This window comes from Bacteroides caecigallinarum (assembly GCF_016902295.1).
In the GTDB taxonomy this organism is placed as follows: Bacteria; Bacteroidota; Bacteroidia; order Bacteroidales; family Bacteroidaceae; genus Phocaeicola; species Phocaeicola caecigallinarum_A.
On the sequence record NZ_JACJLQ010000049.1, the window covers coordinates 1 to 17,834 of the forward strand.

Consider the following 17,834-nt stretch of genomic DNA (forward strand, 5'->3'; position numbering starts at 1 on the left):
CGCTTCCTATGATATATCAGAGCGGTTACCTGACCATCAAGGATTACGATATGGAGTTCAATACTTTCCTTCTTGACTTTCCGAACAATGAGGTCAAGAACGGTTTCCTGACTGCTCTGGCTTCATCTTATCTGAAACCCTCAGAAGAGACGGGCGGTTGGATTCGTGATGTGGTACGTACGTTGCGGGCAGGCGATACCGACAGACTGTGCAGTCTTTTCACCTCCTTTCTTTCGAGCATCCCCTATACTATGCGCCGCAAAGACGATGAGGTGGAGCGCGAACGCTACTTCCAATATACGTTTTATCTTATACTCCGCCTGATAAGCGTCTATACCGTTTATGTTGAGAAAGTGCAGAGCCAGGGTCGTGTGGACTGCGTGCTTGAGACACCTCAATATGTCTATATCTTCGAGTTCAAGCTGGACGGCACGGCGGATGATGCGCTGCGTCAGATAGAAGAGAAAGGTTATGCCAATGAATACGCTTCGGATACACGTACCCTTTATAAGATAGGGGCAAGTTTCTCTTCCGAAACCGGAACGATAGGGGATTGGAAAACGGTCTGAAGGAAATGAATTTTTCTTTTTATCAGAAATTCATCGAAGCATAAACCCCGTAATGGCCGTCACCTGCTACGGGACTTATCGTAAGGTTATGTCTTTTTGCAAACGGGCGTGTGAATATGTATGAGCTTGCAGTACCGATAACGGCTCCGGCGGCAACGTCCCACCAGTCGTGTTTCTTTCCATAAACGCGGCTCCAGCCTACATACGTGGACAGCACGTATGCAGGTGCTCCCCATTTCCAGCCATAGCGGCGCTGGATGAAGGAAGCAGCCGTAAACGATACTGATGTGTGCATGGAAGGGAAGGAGTGGAAGTCGCTGTGGTCAGGACGTTCCTTCTTTACTGCATATTTCAGTGCGAATGTCACTCCCAGGGTAGTTATACCGGAAAATACACCCTGTTTTAATCCTTGCCAGTCCTTGTTTATAAGAATAGCGGTCAGTCCGGCTACCGGTAGAAGAACAGCACCTACATCACCCGATGTGCGGACTGCTTTACGGCTTCCGGTAACTTCGATGGTTTGTGCGCTGACTGAAAATGACAGTATGCACGTTATGAATAATATGGTAATCTTTTTAATCATAAGTCGATGGTCGTATTGGGAAATGTTTACTCGGAAGTCTGATTAACCGAATGCCTCAATGATTTTAGGGACAAATATTATCAGTCCTACTATGGCTGCCGCTATGGCAAGTATGAGTACGGCTCCTGCAGCAAGGTCTTTAGTGCGTTTGATAGCCTCGTTATATCCGGGAGAAACTAAATCGGCTATAGCTTCGATAGACGAGTTCACGGCTTCTGCGGCAAGCACTGTTCCAATGGCAAACGTTACCGCTATCCATTCTGTAGTTGAAATGCCGAAAGCAAATCCGACAATTATGACGCAGACCGCAGCAAAACAGTGTATCCATGCGTTGTGCTCTTTGGTTATGAGGAGTTTTATTCCGTTAAAGGCAAATTTGAAGCTCCTGAGTCTTTTTCTGAGTGTGAACCCGTCGTTCTTCATTTTTTATTTTATAAATCGATGGTTACTTCCACAGGGCAGTGGTCCGAACCGAATATTTCTGTGTGTATTTTGGCTCCCTGAAGTTTGCCCGCAAGGCGTGCTGATGCGACGAAATAGTCAATACGCCACCCTGCATTCTTCTCGCGAGCTTTGAAGCGATATGACCACCACGAGTAGATATTTTCCATGTCGGGATAGAAATGGCGGAAAGTATCTATAAAACCTGCATCGAGCAGAGTCTGGAACTTCTCTCTTTCCTGGTCGGTAAATCCGGCGTTCATGCGGTTGGTCTTCGGATTTTTCAGGTCTATTTCCTTGTGCGCCACGTTCAGGTCGCCGCACACCAATACCGGTTTCTTGCTGTCAAGATTCTTGATGTATGCTCTGAAATCGTCTTCCCAAGTCATTCGGTAGTCCAGACGTTTTAGTCCGTCCTGCGAGTTTGGAGTATATACTGTCACGAGGAAGAAGTTTTCCATTTCCAGTGTGATTACACGTCCTTCGTGGTCGTGTTCGTCAATGCCTATGCCGTAAGTGACGTTCAATGGCTGATGGCGTGTGAATATGGCTGTACCGGAATAGCCTTTCTTTTCGGCATAATTCCAGAATGAAGTATATCCTTCGAAACTGAGGTCTAACTGTCCTTCCTGCATTTTTGTTTCCTGCAGGCAGAAGAAATCGGCATCAAGTGCCTTGAAAGAATCACGGAAACCTTTGTCGCAGCAGGCGCGGATTCCGTTTACGTTCCATGAAATAAGGCGCATATTGAATTAATAATTAAAAATTAAAATAGGTTATAAGGCTTCAGTTACGAGTTTACAAGGCTTTAGTGACACCTTGTTATCTTGTCGATTTGTCAACTGAAACCTCACTTCGTTATATCAAAAAGATAAGTTATTTTTCCACATATATAAGTATGTGCCGAACGCGAGAAGTAGTCTTTCTTTGTTGTGTTGAAGAAATCGCTAAGTCCGAAATAGTATCTGCCTTCAATCAGGAAGTGACCTATACCGGTACGTATTTCCACACCGCCTCCGCCTATCAGTCCATAGTCGAAACCGTTTTCGGCTGCCTTACCATATTGTTCCTTTTCTATTGAAGGCATGGCGTGTTTCTCTTTTTCATTGATAAGGAAACTTATCTGCGGACCGAGGTTAAGAATGAAGCGGGCACCGTTTCCGTATTCCTTGCCGAAAGCAAGATGTGCCATAAAAGGTATTTCTACATAATTCATAGCTCGCTGATAGCTGTCTCCGCTGTTATCCTCTATCACTTCTTTCCATCCGCGTTGCGAATAGTTTACCTCGGCCTGGATACCACATATCATGCTGAAATATTTTTCGGATATATATCTGGCGGTAAATCCGGCTTGAGGACCTATGAGATAGCCTTGTTTTATTCGTGGTGAAAAGTCAACATTGCCAAGGTTGACACCACCACTGATTCCAATGGAAAAGTTATGCTTTTGCTCCTGCAGCTGTGCCTGAAGCGTAGAAACATTAAGCCAGCAGATTATGCTTAGCAGTATGGGTAAATATATTTTTTTTATCATTCAAAGTCGAGTTTTATCAGTTCATAATCCTTTGAGAAATGTACGAAGAATACTTTGCGGTTTATAAATCCTCCCCAGTTGTTTACCCTTTCAAACTTGAAGCCTGTCTGTATAGGCGTAACATGAATTGAGCTTAGGTTCTCTTCCAGTTTGTTTCCATATTTCGACAATCCTTTCAGAAAGAAATAGGCTATATCGTAACCAAGCATACCATATTTAGGATAGATGTTCGCCATATCTTTACTGTACCAGCGGCGGTATGAATGTGTGAAATTTATAGCTGCCGGGAAAAGATTGTTTGTATAAAATGATGAATAGAAGTAAGTGCCTATTTCGTAAAAACTTGCCAGATAATCGTTTGTATATGTCTGCCACTCAGGATAGCCGAACAGGTTTATCTGATAGTTTGGTCTTTCCCTGCGTATTTGTGTAAGCTGAGGTAGTATTTTTACCAATGCGGTACTTTTGCCTGAAGTAGGTATGAATACATTGTTTTTAAGTGTATCCATAACTGTGGTAATTTCGTAAAAATTGTCTGTTACAATGAAATCACGGTATTTTATTCCTTTGTTTTTAAGTTCGGTCTTCATTCCTTTTACAAATTCATCCTTTTCTATGTCGCCGTTGCCTGCATTCAGGAATATAACGTTACTGTCGGTGAATTTACGTGTGAAGTGTTCGTAAACCTCGGAATACAGATATGACTGTGGTGTATTTACCTGATAGATATGAGGATTATTGAAAACCTCGTCCACTTTTGGTGTAAAAGGAATTACGAGACGAATGTTGTTCTTGTCGGCAAATGCTGCAAGCTCATCAATATTTTGTGTTTTTGCAGGTCCGAAAATGATATCCATATCCTTCATTTCCTTTTTAGCAAGGATATTGTTTGTCGTTGCAGAGCTTCCTTTTGTGTCGTATGCATAGAGGTCTATTGATACGCCCTGTTTCTTCAGACTGTCCACTGCCATAAGAAATCCCTCATAGAACTCCACCATTCTTATTTGATCATCCTTGTTGGTAGTCTGTCCTGTCATGAACGGAATCATTACAGCCGCCTTTATGGTATTGATGTCTTTTTGAGTGCTTTCGTATTGATTGAAGATTTCTTCGTTGGTAAGTTCTTTAGTGACGTTTTCTGTGCTTTGTTCTTTTCTGTCATTTTTCCCGTATGGGATGAAAAGGAAAGTCCCTCTTTTCAGTTTTCCTTTTTTCAGTTCAGGATTTGCTGCAATAAGTTCTTCTTCGGTTATACCGTATTCGCGGCTGATGCTGTAGATAGTTTCTTTTCTTTCAACCTTGTGCATGTCTTTCCAGTCGTTCTTCTTTTCTGTTGGTTCATCTTTGACTGTTGGCTGAGATGTTTCAAGTACAGGAGATTGCGACTGTACAGGTATTACTATAACCTGGCCTGAGCGGAAGTTGCTGCTGCTCAGTCCGGGATTGGCTTCGCATATAGCCTGTGTGGTGACATTGTATTTTACAGAAAGACGATACAATGTCTCGCCTGCCTGTATTGTATGGAACACAGGCTTGTCGGAATTGGTGGCAGTCGCCTGTGGAATTTTCAGTGCGGCTCCTTCGCGGATTTGTTTGTCGCTTCCGGGGTTAAGGCGTACAATGTCGTCAATCGTGACATTGTACATGCTTGATATCGAGTATAGGCTTTGGCCTTTGGTTACTGTGTGTAGGAAATATCCGCTCTCGGTTGTTGCCTGAGCCATTACGTTGATGCTGCTTCCGGCCATGATTGCCAGTGCAAGAAAAACAGATTGAATAAATTTCATTTTTCAGCTATATGATTATTTACGGGCAAAAGTACGAAAAAAGCATTATCTTTGCAATGTTTCACTGAATATTAAGATATGACAGAAGGAAAAGAAACGATAAGCGTGCAGGGAGCACGTGTACATAATCTGAAAAATATAGATGTCGAAATACCGCGCGACAGCCTTACGGTAATCACCGGGCTTAGTGGAAGCGGTAAGTCGTCGCTTGCTTTCGATACCATTTTCGCTGAGGGACAGCGCAGGTATATAGAGACATTCTCCGCATACGCCAGAAACTTTCTCGGAGGAATGGAACGTCCTGATGTGGACAAGATTACGGGACTGAGTCCGGTTATATCAATCGAGCAGAAGACGACAAACAAGAACCCTCGCTCCACAGTGGGTACAACTACCGAGATTTACGACTATCTGCGTTTGCTGTTTGCGCGTGCGGCTACGGCATATTCCTATCTTTCGGGCGAGAAGATGGTGAAATATACCGAGGAGCAAATCATAGAACTCATCAATCGTGACTATAAGGGAAAGCGTATCTTTATTCTTTCTCCGCTGGTGCGCACCCGTAAGGGACACTATAAGGAACTCTTTGAGCAAGTCCGCAAAAAAGGCTATCTCTATGTAAGGGTGGACGGCGAAGTGAGGGAAATCACTCACGGAATGAAGCTTGACAGATACAAGAACCACGATATAGAAGTGGTGGTGGACAAGACTATAGTAACCGAGAAAGAGGATAAGAGATTGCGCCAGAGTGTGGCTACAGCCATGCGCTTGGGCGACGGTCTGCTTATGATACTTGATGCGCAGACGGAAAGTGTGCGCCATTACAGCAGGCGTCTGATGTGTCCGGTGACGGGGCTTTCTTATCGCGAGCCTGCACCGCACAATTTCTCTTTCAACTCTCCGCAGGGAGCCTGCCCGCGATGCAAGGGACTTGGATATGTCAATCTGATTGATGTTGACAAGGTTATACCGGACCGTTCTCTCTCTGTATATGAAGGGGCTATAGCACCGCTCGGCAAGTATAAGAATGCCATGATTTTCTGGCAACTCAGCGCATTGCTCGAGCGTCATGAGGCTACACTGAAAACGCCTGTAAGCGAACTGCCTGACGATGCCATCAATGAGATTCTCTACGGTTGCGACGAGCGCCTGAAGATAGACAGTTCTCTTGTACACACTTCGTCCGACTATTTTGTGGAGTACGAAGGTATAGTGAAATATATACAGATGATGCAGGAGAAGGATGCTTCGGCCACTGCTCAGAAATGGGCTGAACAGTTTGCCAAAACCGATGTCTGTCCGGAATGTAAAGGGATGAGGCTGAATAAGGAGGCTCTGCATTTCCGTTTGCACGACAAGAATATTTACGAGCTTGCTTCTATGGATATCAGTGAGCTTTATGAATGGCTTCAGGGAGTGGAGGAACATCTTGACAGCAAACAGAAAGTAATAGCGCAGGAAATCCTGAAAGAGATATGTACCCGACTGAAATTCCTTCTCGATGTGGGACTGGATTACCTCTCTCTCAACCGTACTTCAGTCAGTCTTTCGGGTGGCGAAAGCCAGCGTATCCGCCTTGCAACACAGATTGGTTCGCAGCTTGTAAATGTACTTTATATCCTTGATGAACCTAGTATCGGACTTCATCAGAGAGATAATGTCCGACTGATAAACTCCCTGAAAAGTCTTAGAGATATAGGTAACTCGGTGATAGTAGTAGAGCATGACAAGGACATGATGCTGGCATCGGACTATATAGTGGATATGGGACCGAAGGCAGGACGATTGGGCGGTGAAGTGGTATTTGCAGGAACTCCGCAGGAGATGCTGAAGACACACACTATGACATCGCAGTATCTGAATGGTGAAATGAAGATAGAAATACCTGCCCAAAGAAGACCGGGCAACGGCAAGAAACTGTCTCTGTTCGGAGCCAAGGGAAACAATCTGAAAGGAGTGGATGTGGAATTTCCTTTGGGAACACTTATCTGTGTGACCGGTGTTTCTGGAAGCGGTAAGTCAACACTTATCAACGACACTCTTCAACCTATACTTTCGCAACATTTCTACCGTTCGCTTCAGGACCCTTTGCCATACGACCGTATTGAAGGACTGGAGAATATAGATAAGGTGGTAAATGTGGATCAGTCGCCGCTTGGGCGTACTCCGCGTTCAAATCCGGCTACATATACCGGAGTGTTCTCGGATATAAGAAACCTGTTTGTAGGTCTGCCTGAAGCAAAGATACGCGGTTACAAGCCGGGACGTTTCTCGTTCAATGTGGCTGGAGGACGATGTGAGGCTTGTGGAGGTAACGGATACAAGACCATAGAGATGAACTTCCTGCCTGATGTGCTTGTGCCTTGCGAGGTATGTCATGGAAAACGCTATAACCGTGAGACACTGGAAGTGAGATACAAAGGCAAGTCCATAGCCGATGTACTTGATATGACTATAAATCGTGCTGTGGAGTTTTTCGAGAATGTCCCTCAGATACTGAATAAGATAAAGGTACTTCAGGAAGTAGGTTTGGGATATATAAAGTTGGGACAGCCTTCTACCACTCTTTCCGGTGGAGAGAGCCAGCGTGTGAAACTTGCTACCGAACTCTCGAAGAAAGATACAGGAAAGACTTTCTACATCCTTGACGAACCTACCACAGGTTTGCATTTTGAGGATATCCGTGTACTGATGAATGTACTCAACCGTCTGGTGGACAAAGGAAACACAGTTCTGGTTATAGAACATAACCTTGATGTTATAAAGATGGCTGACTATATCATCGACATGGGACCTGAAGGCGGAAAGGGAGGAGGACAGCTTCTTTCGTGCGGAACACCTGAGGAAGTGGCTATGTCTGATAAAGGATATACACCTAAATTCCTTAAAGAAGAATTAAATCAGAAATAAATTGTTTAATCTATACAGACGTAATTATGAATGCTGTTTAACCAGCTTTTAAAAAGTATTTAAATAGCTTTTAAACGGCATTTAAACATTGTTTAAAATTATAACATTATAAAGTTATGGCTAAAGAAAAAATATCCAAGACCAATGTGGCAAGACTGTTGGACAAGGATAAGATAAAATACGAACTCGTGCCATACGAGGTCGATGAGAATGATTTGAGTTGCGTGCATGTAGCCGCTACGCTCGGTGAGAATATAGAACAGGTATTCAAGACACTTGTCCTTCATGGCGATAAGTCTGGATATTTCGTATGTGTGATTCCGGGAGAACATGAAATAGACTTGAAACTGGCAGCCAAGCTGTCCGGAAACAAGAAATGCGACCTTATCCCGATGAAAGAACTTCTTCCGCTTACAGGGTATATTCGTGGCGGATGCTCGCCGATAGGTATGAAGAAACATTTCCCTACGTATATCCATCACACATGTAATGATTTCGATTATATCTATGTCAGTGCCGGAGTACGCGGATTGCAGGTCAAGATAGCTCCTGCAGATTTGATTAAGGTGAGCCATGCGGAAGTCTGCACATTATTTGAGTGATGTGTTTCAAACCTGACATAACCTGATGTGCTCATGTCTCTGGCTTCAAACTATAGTTTTACGCACTTCAAACTACAGTTTTACGCATTACAAACAATAGTTTTTACGCACTTCACACTACAGTTTTACGTAAAAAACGAACAGTCGTTTTTCCTATTTTTTATAATAACCATAATTAAAAACTATAACAATGATATTTACAGCAGAGAATATCCTTTTGATAGGATCGGTACTTATTTTCACCAGTATATTGATAAGCAAGACTGGTTATCGTTTCGGAATACCTACGTTGTTGCTTTTCCTCCTTGTCGGAATGCTGTTCGGTAGCGATGGGTTAGGGTTGCAGTTCAACAGTGCCGAAGATGCACAGTTCATTGGTATGATGGCTCTCAGTATCATCCTTTTCACGGGAGGTATGGAGACTAAGTTCACCGACATTAAGCCTGTTCTAAAAGAAGGTATAGTTCTTTCTACCGTAGGAGTTCTTCTGACGACTTTACTTACCGGACTGTTTATCTTCTATATTTCGGGATGGAACAGCACGAATATCGAGCTGACATTCATGGTGTCACTGCTTCTTGCGGCTACAATGTCTTCTACCGATTCAGCCTCTGTGTTCAGTCTTCTTCGTTCGCAGAAAATGAATCTGAAGGAAAACCTTCGTCCTATGCTGGAGTTGGAAAGTGGAAGTAACGATCCTATGGCATATATGCTTACTATAGTTCTGATTCAGGTTATTTCAAGCGGCAGTTCTCTCAGTATTGGTCTTCTGATTAAAGACTTGTTTGTGCAGTTTCTTATAGGTGGTGCTTTGGGATATTCCATGGGACGTTTCATGTCGTGGCTTACCAATAAGATAGGACTGTCAAATTCATCTCTTTATTCCATACTTCTTCTCAGTATGGTTTTCATCACTTTCACGGCTACAGATATGCTGAAAGGAAATGGCTATCTGGCAGTTTACATTGCAGGAGTGGTGGTAGGAAACATGAAACTGTCATATCGAAAGGAGATAAATACATTTATGAATGGTCTCACATGGCTGTTTCAGATCATAATGTTCATTACTTTGGGATTGTTGGTAAACCCTCATGAGATGCTTGATACGGCTGTAGTGGCATTGCTTATCGGTGTGTTTATGATTGTAGTTGCGCGTCCGTTGAGTGTATTTGCATGCCTGCTCCCTTTCAGAAAAATAAGTACCAAGGCGAAACTTTTTGTGTCGTGGGTAGGATTGCGTGGTGCCGTGCCTATAATATTTGCCACATACCCTGTTATTGCGAATATCGAGGGTTCGAACCAGCTTTTCAATATAGTGTTCTTCATCACTTTGCTTTCACTCGTTATTCAAGGCATGACAATCTCTTCTGTGGCACGCTGGCTTAAACTTGACTTGCCTTTGGAGAAGGAAGGAAACGAGTTTGGAGTGGAATTACCTGACGAGATAGATTCGCAGCTGCATGATATTACTCTCAATGAAGAAATGTTGGTACACGGTAACCGTCTGGCTGATATGAATATTCCTAAGGGGTCGCTAGTGATGCTTATCAAACGCGGAAACGAGTTCCTGATTCCGAACGGACAGATGGAGCTGCATGTAGGTGACAAATTATTGTTTATAACGGAGAATACGAAAGATTAAATTTAAAATATGGTATTTTATTTTTCTGCTACAGGCAATTCTTTATGGGTTGCACAATACATATCCAATGCTTTCAATGAACCTTTATGTGAAGTCTCCGGGTTTATACGGAAACATTCGGCTGAAGGTCTGAGATATACATTGCGTGATGAGGCGGAAATGTTGTTTTTCGTATTCCCTGTACATTCCTGGGGACCGGCATTGGTCATGCTGCATTTTATCAGGGAGTTACAGTTGTCCGGATTGAAAGGAAACTGTGTATTCGCCATTGGTACATGTGGTGACGATTGTGGATATACAGACCGGATAGTGCGTAAGGAACTTGCAGACAAATGTATTCCTCTGGAAGCCTTCTTTTCGCTGAAAATGCCAAATAACTATATTCTTATGCGTGGTTTCGGTGTAGATCCTGAGCCGGTGAAGGATGAAAAACTTGCTATGGCTCCAAGTAGTATGGAACAGATTGTAAAAGTTATAAATACACGTAGTTATTCTGAATCTCAGATTCTCCGTACAGGAATGTCGTGGCTGAAGAGTTATGTGGTCTATCCTGTATTTAAGAGATTTGTTATAGGCAGGCAGTCTTTCCGGAGTACTGATGCGTGTATTTCCTGCGGACTGTGCGCTAAGGTCTGTCCAACAGGTATGATAGTTATGCAGAACGGCAGACCGGTATGGCAAGGAAAGGATTGTGTACAGTGTACGGCATGCATACACCGTTGTCCGGCTAAGGCTATTGAGTTTGGCAAGGTGTCGGTGGGTAAGGGAAGATATGTTCATCCGGTACTTGCAGGAAAATGATAATAAATAAACCATAAACTATAGATATGAATAACACATTGAAAAGCGACAGAATAGAAGTTGTCGATGCCTTACGAGGTGTTGCATTGTTTGCAATAGTGATTTTACATTGTTTTGAGCACTATAATCTTTATTATATGCCGGATTGTCAGCCTCATTGGCTTACGGCTCTTGATAAAGGTGTTTGGGATACGGTATGGTTCTTGTTTGGAGGAAAAGCCTTTTCCACTTTTTCTCTTCTTTTTGGACTTAGCTTTTTTATTCAGTTTGATAATGCAAAAAAACGTGGACTTCCTTTTCGATGGAGATTTGTGTGGAGAATGATTCTTTTGATGCTTTTTTCTCAGCTTCATTCCTTATTTTATAACGGGGATATTCTTTTGTTGTATTCTGTTATGGGAATTTTCCTTGTATCAGTATCAGGTCTTTCCACAAAATCTGTGCTTATATTGGCTTCGGTTATGATTATTCAGCCTGTTGAATGGATAAGACTGATTTGTATCGGATGCGATATTCCTTTTCTGGAATATGGGAATAACTGGGTAGTGTATGGTAATCTGGCAAAGCCTGTAATGGAGTCCGGTAGTTTCCTGGAAATTCTGAGGTCAAATATCACCGACGGGCAGTTGTATGGTAATTTATGGCAGATAGAAAACGGTCGTGTTTTTCAAATAGGAGGACTGTTTCTGTTTGGAATGGCAGCGGGAAGGCTTTCTTTATTCAAGAAATCTGATTATTCTGTCATGATATGGAAAAAAGTATTGTTGTGGTCTGTAAGCCTGTTTTTAGTTTTCAATATAATCAAGATGACATATCCGGAAATGGTAGCCGGTAATGAAGCGCTTATGGTGCCGTTGAATATCGCAGTACCGTCTATATGCAATTTCCTTTTTATGGCATTGCTGGTTTCATTCTTTGTTTTGATATGGTGGTTCGGAGCAGGAAACGGATATAGATTCCAACGTATATTTATCCCTTATGGGAAAATGAGTCTGACAAACTATATTGTGCAGTCAATAATAGGTGTGTCTTTATTTTATGGCTTCGGCTTGGGATTATATAAATATACAGGAGCAACTTCGTGCTTGGTTATAGCGATATTTGTATTTATGATACAGTTGTCATTTAGCAGGTGGTGGCTTTCATCTCACAGACATGGACCGTTGGAGTGGATATGGAAGAAACTTACATGGATTACTGTCAGGTAAGTGTATTGTATTTAATAATTATATAAGCTTTTAAAGAAATGACTGAAAAGGAAAAATGCCATAAAGGGCTGCTCTATGATGCTAATTACGATGAAGAACTGTTGCGTGAGAGGGCAGTATGTAAAGATTTATGCTATGAATATAACTCTTTGAGACCGTCAATGATTGCCGAACGTACTGAAATAATACGACGACTGTTCGGAAAAACGAGAAATAACTTTCTGATAGAGCAGCCTTTTTATTGCGACTATGGCTATAATATCGAAATAGGAGAGAACTTCTATATGAACGTGAATTGCGTTATCCTTGATGGCGCAAAGGTAATATTTGGTGACAATGTTTTTGTAGCTCCTAATTGTGGCTTCTATTCGGCAGGTCATCCTCTTGATGCTGAGAAAAGAAATATGGGACTGGAATATGCTTTCCCTATTACAGTAGGTAATAATGTTTGGATAGGGGCAAACGTGACTGTTCTGCCTGGAGTGTCGATAGGCGATGATGCGGTTATAGGAGCGGGAAGTGTAGTTACAAAAAACATACCTTCGGGAGTTTTGGCAGCCGGTAATCCTTGCAGAGTAATTCGTGAACTGACCGAGGATGATAAAAACAAATACAGAATGGAATAAACACATAAAGCATTATAAATATGAAGAAACTGATTTTAAGTTTGTTTGGAATGATGGCTCTTTCGTCGGTATCGGCACAGAGTCTGGAGAAAATGAACTGGTTTAATGAACCGGAAAGTTGGGAGATAAAGGATAGTAAAACCATGACAATGTTCGTTACTCCACAGAGTGACTATTGGCGTATATCGCATTACGGTTTTACAGTAGATGACGCTCCTTTCTATTATGCTACGTACGGCGGTGAGTTTGAAGCAAAAGTAAAGGTGTCAGGAGAATACAAGACGCGATTTGATCAGGCCGGTATAATGTTGAGGATAGATCATGAGAATTATATCAAGGCAGGAATTGAATTTGTCGACGGCAAGTACAATCTTAGTACAGTGGTTACTCATAAGACATCCGACTGGAGTGTCATTACTCTTGACAAACCTGTTCCTTATATCTGGATTAAGGCTGTAAGAAGACTTGATGCTGTAGAGGTGTTCTATTCTTTCGATGACAAGGAATACACCATGATGCGCAATGCGTGGATGCAGGACAATGTTCCTATGAAGGTTGGCATTATGGCAGCATCACCGGACGGAAACGGATTTGAAGCCAAATTCGAGAACTTTACAGTTAAACATCTTCCGGATATGCGCAGACAGGAATGGCTGAAAAATAACGCAGCAGAATAATAAATTTACATAACAAATGTTATAATATAAATAATTGGCAGAATTAATCATACTGATGCTTAATTTTGTCAATTATTTTTTTGTGTCCTTTTAAGTAAAAACATATATGAAACTAAAATCAGTTGCTATTTTATTGTTGGTTTTTGCCTCTGTTGTCTCAAATGCCAATTCCTTGAACTCATTAAGAGATGAAATCCTACAAAGTATCATAAAATACGATGCTAAGATTGGGGTAGCAGTTATGATAAACGATACTGATACTATGACGGTAAATAACCACGAAAAATATCCCATGATGAGCGTCTTCAAGTTTCATCAGGCATTAGCTGTATGTGACTACATGCAGAAGAACGGAATAGCCTTGGATTCAGTCCTGAATATCTCAAAAGATGAGCTTAGGGAGAATACTTACAGTCCTTTGCGCGACCGATATCCGGAAGGAAACTTCGGAATAAGCATATCTGAACTGATGAAATACACTCTCCAGATGAGTGACAATAATGCCTGCGACATTCTGTTCAACCGTATTCTCAGTGTAAAAGATACTGACAAATATATCCGTTCATTGGGTATTGAAGATTTTTCAATAGAAATGGATGAAAACGACATGCATGAGAATCTTGACAACTGTTACAGCAACTGGACTACACCTATGGCAGCCGTACGCCTGATAAATTTATTTCTTGAAGGAGGTGCAGTTTCCGGTGAATATTATGATTTTATTAAAAGAACAATGACGGAATGTACTACGGGTATCGGCAGATTGCCATATCCGCTGAAGAATACTGCAGCTGTGATAGGGCATAAAACTGGAACAGGCGACAAGAATTCCGATGGGCGGTATATTGGCATAAATGATATCGGTTTTATTGACTTGCCTAATGGTGACCGTTATCTGATAACTGTATTCGTGAAAGACTCTGCCGAGGATTATGAAACTACGGAAAGGATAATTGCTGAAATATCTTCTATGGTATATAAGAATATTAGTAATCAATAAAAACTGTTCGTTGCTTTTTCAGTACCGTACATCTGCGGCTACGGATATAGAAGAATCCCGGTTCGGAATTGTTTTTAAGTTTCCGAATCGGGATTTCTGTCGTTTATAATTGGGATTGTGTCATCAATTACAGGTTGTCATTAGTAAGAGTCTTACCCTTGTATTCACCTGTAAGAGTTTTCAGGAACTTCACGATATTGGCAGTTTCTGTTTCAGTAAGTGTGATACCAACTTCGTATTTAGCCATGTCAATTACAGCTTCTTCAAGAGTCTTCTTTGTTCCGTCGTGGAAATATGGAGCTGTCAGCTCGATGTTTCTCAGGCCAGGAACCTTGAATCTGTGCATGTCGCGTTCAGTCTTTGTTTCCTTGTTGCGGCCATGGTCTTCGAATGTGATTTCGGTACCTCTGTCGCCGAAGTAGTCAGCTCTGATACCCATAAGCTCGTACGACTGTCCTCCAAGGTTTTCACCTACGTGGCATGTGGCACAGTTGTATTTCTTGAACAGGTCGTAGCCGTTAATCTCTTCTGCTGTAAGGATATTCTTGTCGCCTTTCAGATATTTGTCGAACTTAGAGTTTGGAGTTATCAGTGTGCGTTCGAATTCCTGAATAGCATCAGTGATTGTAGCTTCTGTAAATCCTTCAGGATATACTTCCATGAACGCTTTTTCGAAAGCCTTGTCGGCGGAAAGAGCCTTACAGATATCATCGAATGATGTATGTCCCATCTCTATAGGATTGAGTGGAGGACCGCCTGCCTGTGCTGCCAGCGTAGCGGCACGTCCGTCCCAGAACTGAACGAAGTTGTAGTGAGCGTTGAACACAGTAGGAGCGTTTACACCACCGATTTGTCCTTTTACTCCTTCAGAGAACTGCTTGTTGTCCACACCGGCTGTGTTCAGCGGATGGCAGGTAGCGCATGAAACAGTGTTGTCTACAGACAGACGAGTGTCGTGATACAGCATGTTTCCGAGGATAACCTTACGGATATCTACAGGAATAGAATCGTGTATAGGACGTATTGGCTCGTTTGCAAACTCAGCTGCAGCCAGAGTATTTGGATATGCCTGAGCTCTGTAGTTTTTTACCCAGTCCAGAGCAATCTCTGCCTTCTTGCCGGTCATAGACGATCCCCAGTGTACGAGATAGTATTTTGCCAATGGCATTGTACCGTCCTTTATTACCTTTTCTACTTTTGCCAAATCGACTTCGCCCACTTTTTCTCCATTCTTGAGAGCAGTCATCATAGGCTCTACGTCAAACTCTCTGTATCCTTTCTCTAAGTCCTCTTTCACCAGTTTTCCTGCTATAGGGAAGTTGGCATAGAAAGGAAGTTTCGGATCTGCCGAGTGGCATTCCATACATCCTCCGTCAGTAAGTATTGCAAGCATCCTTTCGTTTGCCGCAAGCGATTCTGATGGAGCCTGATTCACAAGGCGGTAAACTGCCACAGCTCCCGCCGCAATCAGTAATGCTGCCAAGATAATCTTCTTCTTCATAATCTCACTTTTTTAAAATGTTAGTATTAGTAGTTTCCTTTTGGGATTATTGTCTGTTATACAGATGTACACTTTTCTGTGCTGTCGGAAGATAGTTTACTCCATACCAGCACATCTGCAGTGACAGGAATCCTGCAATGAGGAGTCCGTACAGAAGTCTTTTGCTTTTATACGTTCTTTGCAGTCGTATGTGTATATACATCAGATATATGGTCCATGTAATGGCTGCCCATGTTTCTTTCGGGTCCCAGCTCCAGTAGTTGCCCCATGCATCCTTGGCCCATATTGCTCCAGTCAGCATACCTATGGTGAGGAAGGCTGTTCCGGTATATACCAGTTCGTCTGCAGTAGTGGTGTAAATCTCTTTATGCTTTTTCATTCCTATACATCCGATTATGAATGCGCATCCAAGCACTGAGTATGAAAACATGTATACTGTCACATGAGGAATGAACCACACACTTTGGAGTGCAGGCATCAGCGACTGGTCGTGTATCTCCGGTTTGAGTATGTTGATGATGCAGAACACTGTCGATACCAAAGTGGAGAAGGAGAGTATCCATCTGTATTTCCATCTCCAGTAGGTGATAAGCCCCGATATTCCCATGAATTGTGAATACCATAATCTGGTTTCTCCCATTGTTCTGAGCGGTGGCCTTTGCAGATAAATCCACAGGCCTATGATAAATCCTAAAAAGACTATACATCCTGCCATGCCTGTGGCAACAGCAGTTTTGGATATTCCGTTTCTGGTAGCCGATGCGACAGAGCTTATAATCCATAGAATTACGGATATAATTGTGAATATATAGAATACGTCCCAGTTAATTGTCATTTCTCAATTGTTGTTAGGTTTGTTATTACTTTTTGAAAGTATGTTTCTGAGGCCCACCGATAAACATTCCAGCCGCTCCGGCTATTGTCATTATTATACCTATGAGTTGGATATATTTCCATGGCTGATGTACTATTTGCAAGATACAGTATTGTGGTTTCTCGCCGTGTGTGTCGTAGCTGACCAGATATATGTCTTCACCGATTTTATATTCGTAGGGATGGTTTACCTCAAGGCTAATCTGTGATGACTCTCCGTTCTGCCGGTCGGAAATATTTACATTGGCTACATAGCTTTTGGGCATTCCGTTTGGATAGTATTCTGCATGGAAATCCATCAATTGCATGTTATAGTCAAGAAACAAACGCTTGCCTTCCATCGTAAGAGCTTCATTGTTTTCTGTATCGAAGAATACTGGTATTCTGGCTGTTACCACATCGCTACTTCCTAAGAAGCCACCGGCCAGTGCAAGCCATACTCCGACATGATTGAGCAGAAATCTCCATCTTTTCTTTTTTCTGGTCTTAAATCCTCTGATGGTAATGGCCGCAAGATGTGAAAGCAAAATAAACAGTATCGATACAAAAATCCATGAGGACATGAAATTGTAGAATCCAAGTTGTCCCAAAATTCCTTCTTTTTGTTCTGCTTCTATAGCTGACAGTTGTGGAAACATTCCAATGACGAGTGTTCCGCAAACAAACAAGAAAAGGCTGAATGCTGTAGTTTCGGGAGATACAAGAACTCTTGTTATATTATTGGTACAGTTATTTTTGCGTAAGAGTATATAAACGGAATAAATCCATATTGCCCCAAGAATAATATTCAGTGGGAATTCAAAGAAATGGAACGGGAAATTTCCTGCAAAATATTGTACAATGACTGCTGCCATTATAGGATATAATAATATCAGGTAGATATTTTTCGCCATTTTTGTGTCGTTATAAGTCTTAAGAAAGTTGTTTCTGTGTATTTGAGTGCAAAAATAGTAAAAACAATCTATTTTCAATACCCGTTGGCGGAATTAAATTGATAAAATAAATATGTATAAAAGGTTGTGCTTATCGCTGATTATTAGTAAATTAGAAGTGATCAAACTATTAATTTACAATAAAGCT

Annotated in this window: 17 protein-coding genes; 9 read left to right on the plus strand and 8 right to left on the minus strand. The window is 42.0% G+C overall.

Going from position 1 to position 17,834, the window contains the following annotated elements:
* Window positions 1-569: PD-(D/E)XK nuclease domain-containing protein (locus H6A27_RS12770; protein WP_204508941.1), on the plus strand; the 569-nt coding region annotated here is incomplete at its 5' end.
* A 22-nt stretch (window positions 570-591) separates the two neighbouring features.
* Here H6A27_RS12770 and H6A27_RS12775 read toward each other — a convergent pair.
* The 5 genes from H6A27_RS12775 to H6A27_RS12795 form a co-directional block, all read right to left on the minus strand.
* The gene (locus H6A27_RS12775; protein WP_420867863.1) at window positions 592-1,149 is read right to left on the minus strand and encodes a phosphatase PAP2 family protein; all 558 of its coding nucleotides are present in this window, start codon (window positions 1,147-1,149) and stop codon (window positions 592-594) included.
* 45 nt (window positions 1,150-1,194) lie between these two features.
* Window positions 1,195-1,575 (minus strand): diacylglycerol kinase family protein, encoded by a 381-nt coding sequence (locus H6A27_RS12780; RefSeq protein ID WP_204508942.1) that lies wholly within the window; start codon window positions 1,573-1,575, stop codon window positions 1,195-1,197.
* Between the two features lie 8 nt (window positions 1,576-1,583).
* On the minus strand, window positions 1,584-2,339 hold the full coding sequence (locus H6A27_RS12785; protein ID WP_204508943.1) for an exodeoxyribonuclease III: 756 nt from the start codon (window positions 2,337-2,339) through the stop codon (window positions 1,584-1,586).
* 104 nt (window positions 2,340-2,443) lie between these two features.
* The gene (locus tag H6A27_RS12790) at window positions 2,444-3,127 is read right to left on the minus strand and encodes a porin family protein (RefSeq protein WP_204508944.1); all 684 of its coding nucleotides are present in this window, start codon (window positions 3,125-3,127) and stop codon (window positions 2,444-2,446) included.
* Window positions 3,124-4,914: a PBP1 and LysM peptidoglycan-binding domain-containing protein gene (locus H6A27_RS12795; RefSeq protein WP_204508945.1), complete on the minus strand. Its 1,791-nt coding sequence runs from the start codon at window positions 4,912-4,914 to the stop codon at window positions 3,124-3,126. Before H6A27_RS12795 ends, H6A27_RS12790 begins: the two co-directional genes overlap by 4 nt.
* A gap of 78 nt (window positions 4,915-4,992) precedes the next feature.
* Here H6A27_RS12795 and uvrA point away from each other — a divergent pair, with 78 nt between their 5' ends.
* The 8 genes from uvrA to bla all read left to right on the plus strand — a co-directional run bounded on the left by uvrA (window position 4,993) and on the right by bla (window position 14,380).
* On the plus strand, window positions 4,993-7,824 hold the full coding sequence (gene uvrA / locus H6A27_RS12800) for an excinuclease ABC subunit UvrA (RefSeq protein ID WP_204508946.1): 2,832 nt from the start codon (window positions 4,993-4,995) through the stop codon (window positions 7,822-7,824).
* 116 nt (window positions 7,825-7,940) lie between these two features.
* A complete protein-coding gene (ybaK, locus tag H6A27_RS12805) occupies window positions 7,941-8,426 on the plus strand; it encodes a Cys-tRNA(Pro) deacylase (RefSeq protein ID WP_204508947.1) in 486 nt (161 codons plus the stop codon).
* 190 nt (window positions 8,427-8,616) lie between these two features.
* Window positions 8,617-10,068: a potassium/proton antiporter gene (locus tag H6A27_RS12810; RefSeq protein ID WP_154044088.1), complete on the plus strand. Its 1,452-nt coding sequence runs from the start codon at window positions 8,617-8,619 to the stop codon at window positions 10,066-10,068.
* Between the two features lie 9 nt (window positions 10,069-10,077).
* Entirely contained in the window at window positions 10,078-10,869 is a 792-nt protein-coding gene (locus H6A27_RS12815) for an EFR1 family ferrodoxin (protein ID WP_204508948.1), read from the plus strand.
* 26 nt (window positions 10,870-10,895) lie between these two features.
* Window positions 10,896-12,077 (plus strand): DUF418 domain-containing protein, encoded by a 1,182-nt coding sequence (locus H6A27_RS12820; protein WP_204508949.1) that lies wholly within the window; start codon window positions 10,896-10,898, stop codon window positions 12,075-12,077.
* A gap of 38 nt (window positions 12,078-12,115) precedes the next feature.
* Window positions 12,116-12,703, plus strand: coding sequence for a sugar O-acetyltransferase (locus H6A27_RS12825; protein ID WP_204508950.1), 588 nt, complete (start codon window positions 12,116-12,118; stop codon window positions 12,701-12,703).
* Window positions 12,704-12,723: 20 nt separating this feature from the next.
* Entirely contained in the window at window positions 12,724-13,380 is a 657-nt protein-coding gene (locus tag H6A27_RS12830; RefSeq protein WP_204508951.1) for a DUF1349 domain-containing protein, read from the plus strand.
* 106 nt (window positions 13,381-13,486) lie between these two features.
* Window positions 13,487-14,380 (plus strand): class A beta-lactamase, subclass A2, encoded by an 894-nt coding sequence (bla, locus tag H6A27_RS12835; RefSeq protein WP_204508952.1) that lies wholly within the window; start codon window positions 13,487-13,489, stop codon window positions 14,378-14,380.
* Window positions 14,381-14,507: 127 nt separating this feature from the next.
* Here the strand turns inward: bla and H6A27_RS12840 are convergent, their stop codons facing one another.
* The 3 genes from H6A27_RS12840 to H6A27_RS12850 are packed head-to-tail and all read right to left on the minus strand — an operon-like array spanning window position 14,508 to window position 17,647.
* Entirely contained in the window at window positions 14,508-15,881 is a 1,374-nt protein-coding gene (locus H6A27_RS12840) for a cytochrome c peroxidase (protein WP_204508953.1), read from the minus strand.
* A 46-nt stretch (window positions 15,882-15,927) separates the two neighbouring features.
* The gene (gene ccsA / locus H6A27_RS12845) at window positions 15,928-16,716 is read right to left on the minus strand and encodes a cytochrome c biogenesis protein CcsA (protein ID WP_204508954.1); all 789 of its coding nucleotides are present in this window, start codon (window positions 16,714-16,716) and stop codon (window positions 15,928-15,930) included.
* Between the two features lie 25 nt (window positions 16,717-16,741).
* On the minus strand, window positions 16,742-17,647 hold the full coding sequence (locus H6A27_RS12850) for a cytochrome c biogenesis ResB family protein (RefSeq protein ID WP_204508955.1): 906 nt from the start codon (window positions 17,645-17,647) through the stop codon (window positions 16,742-16,744).
* Window positions 17,648-17,834: the final 187 nt, after the last annotated feature.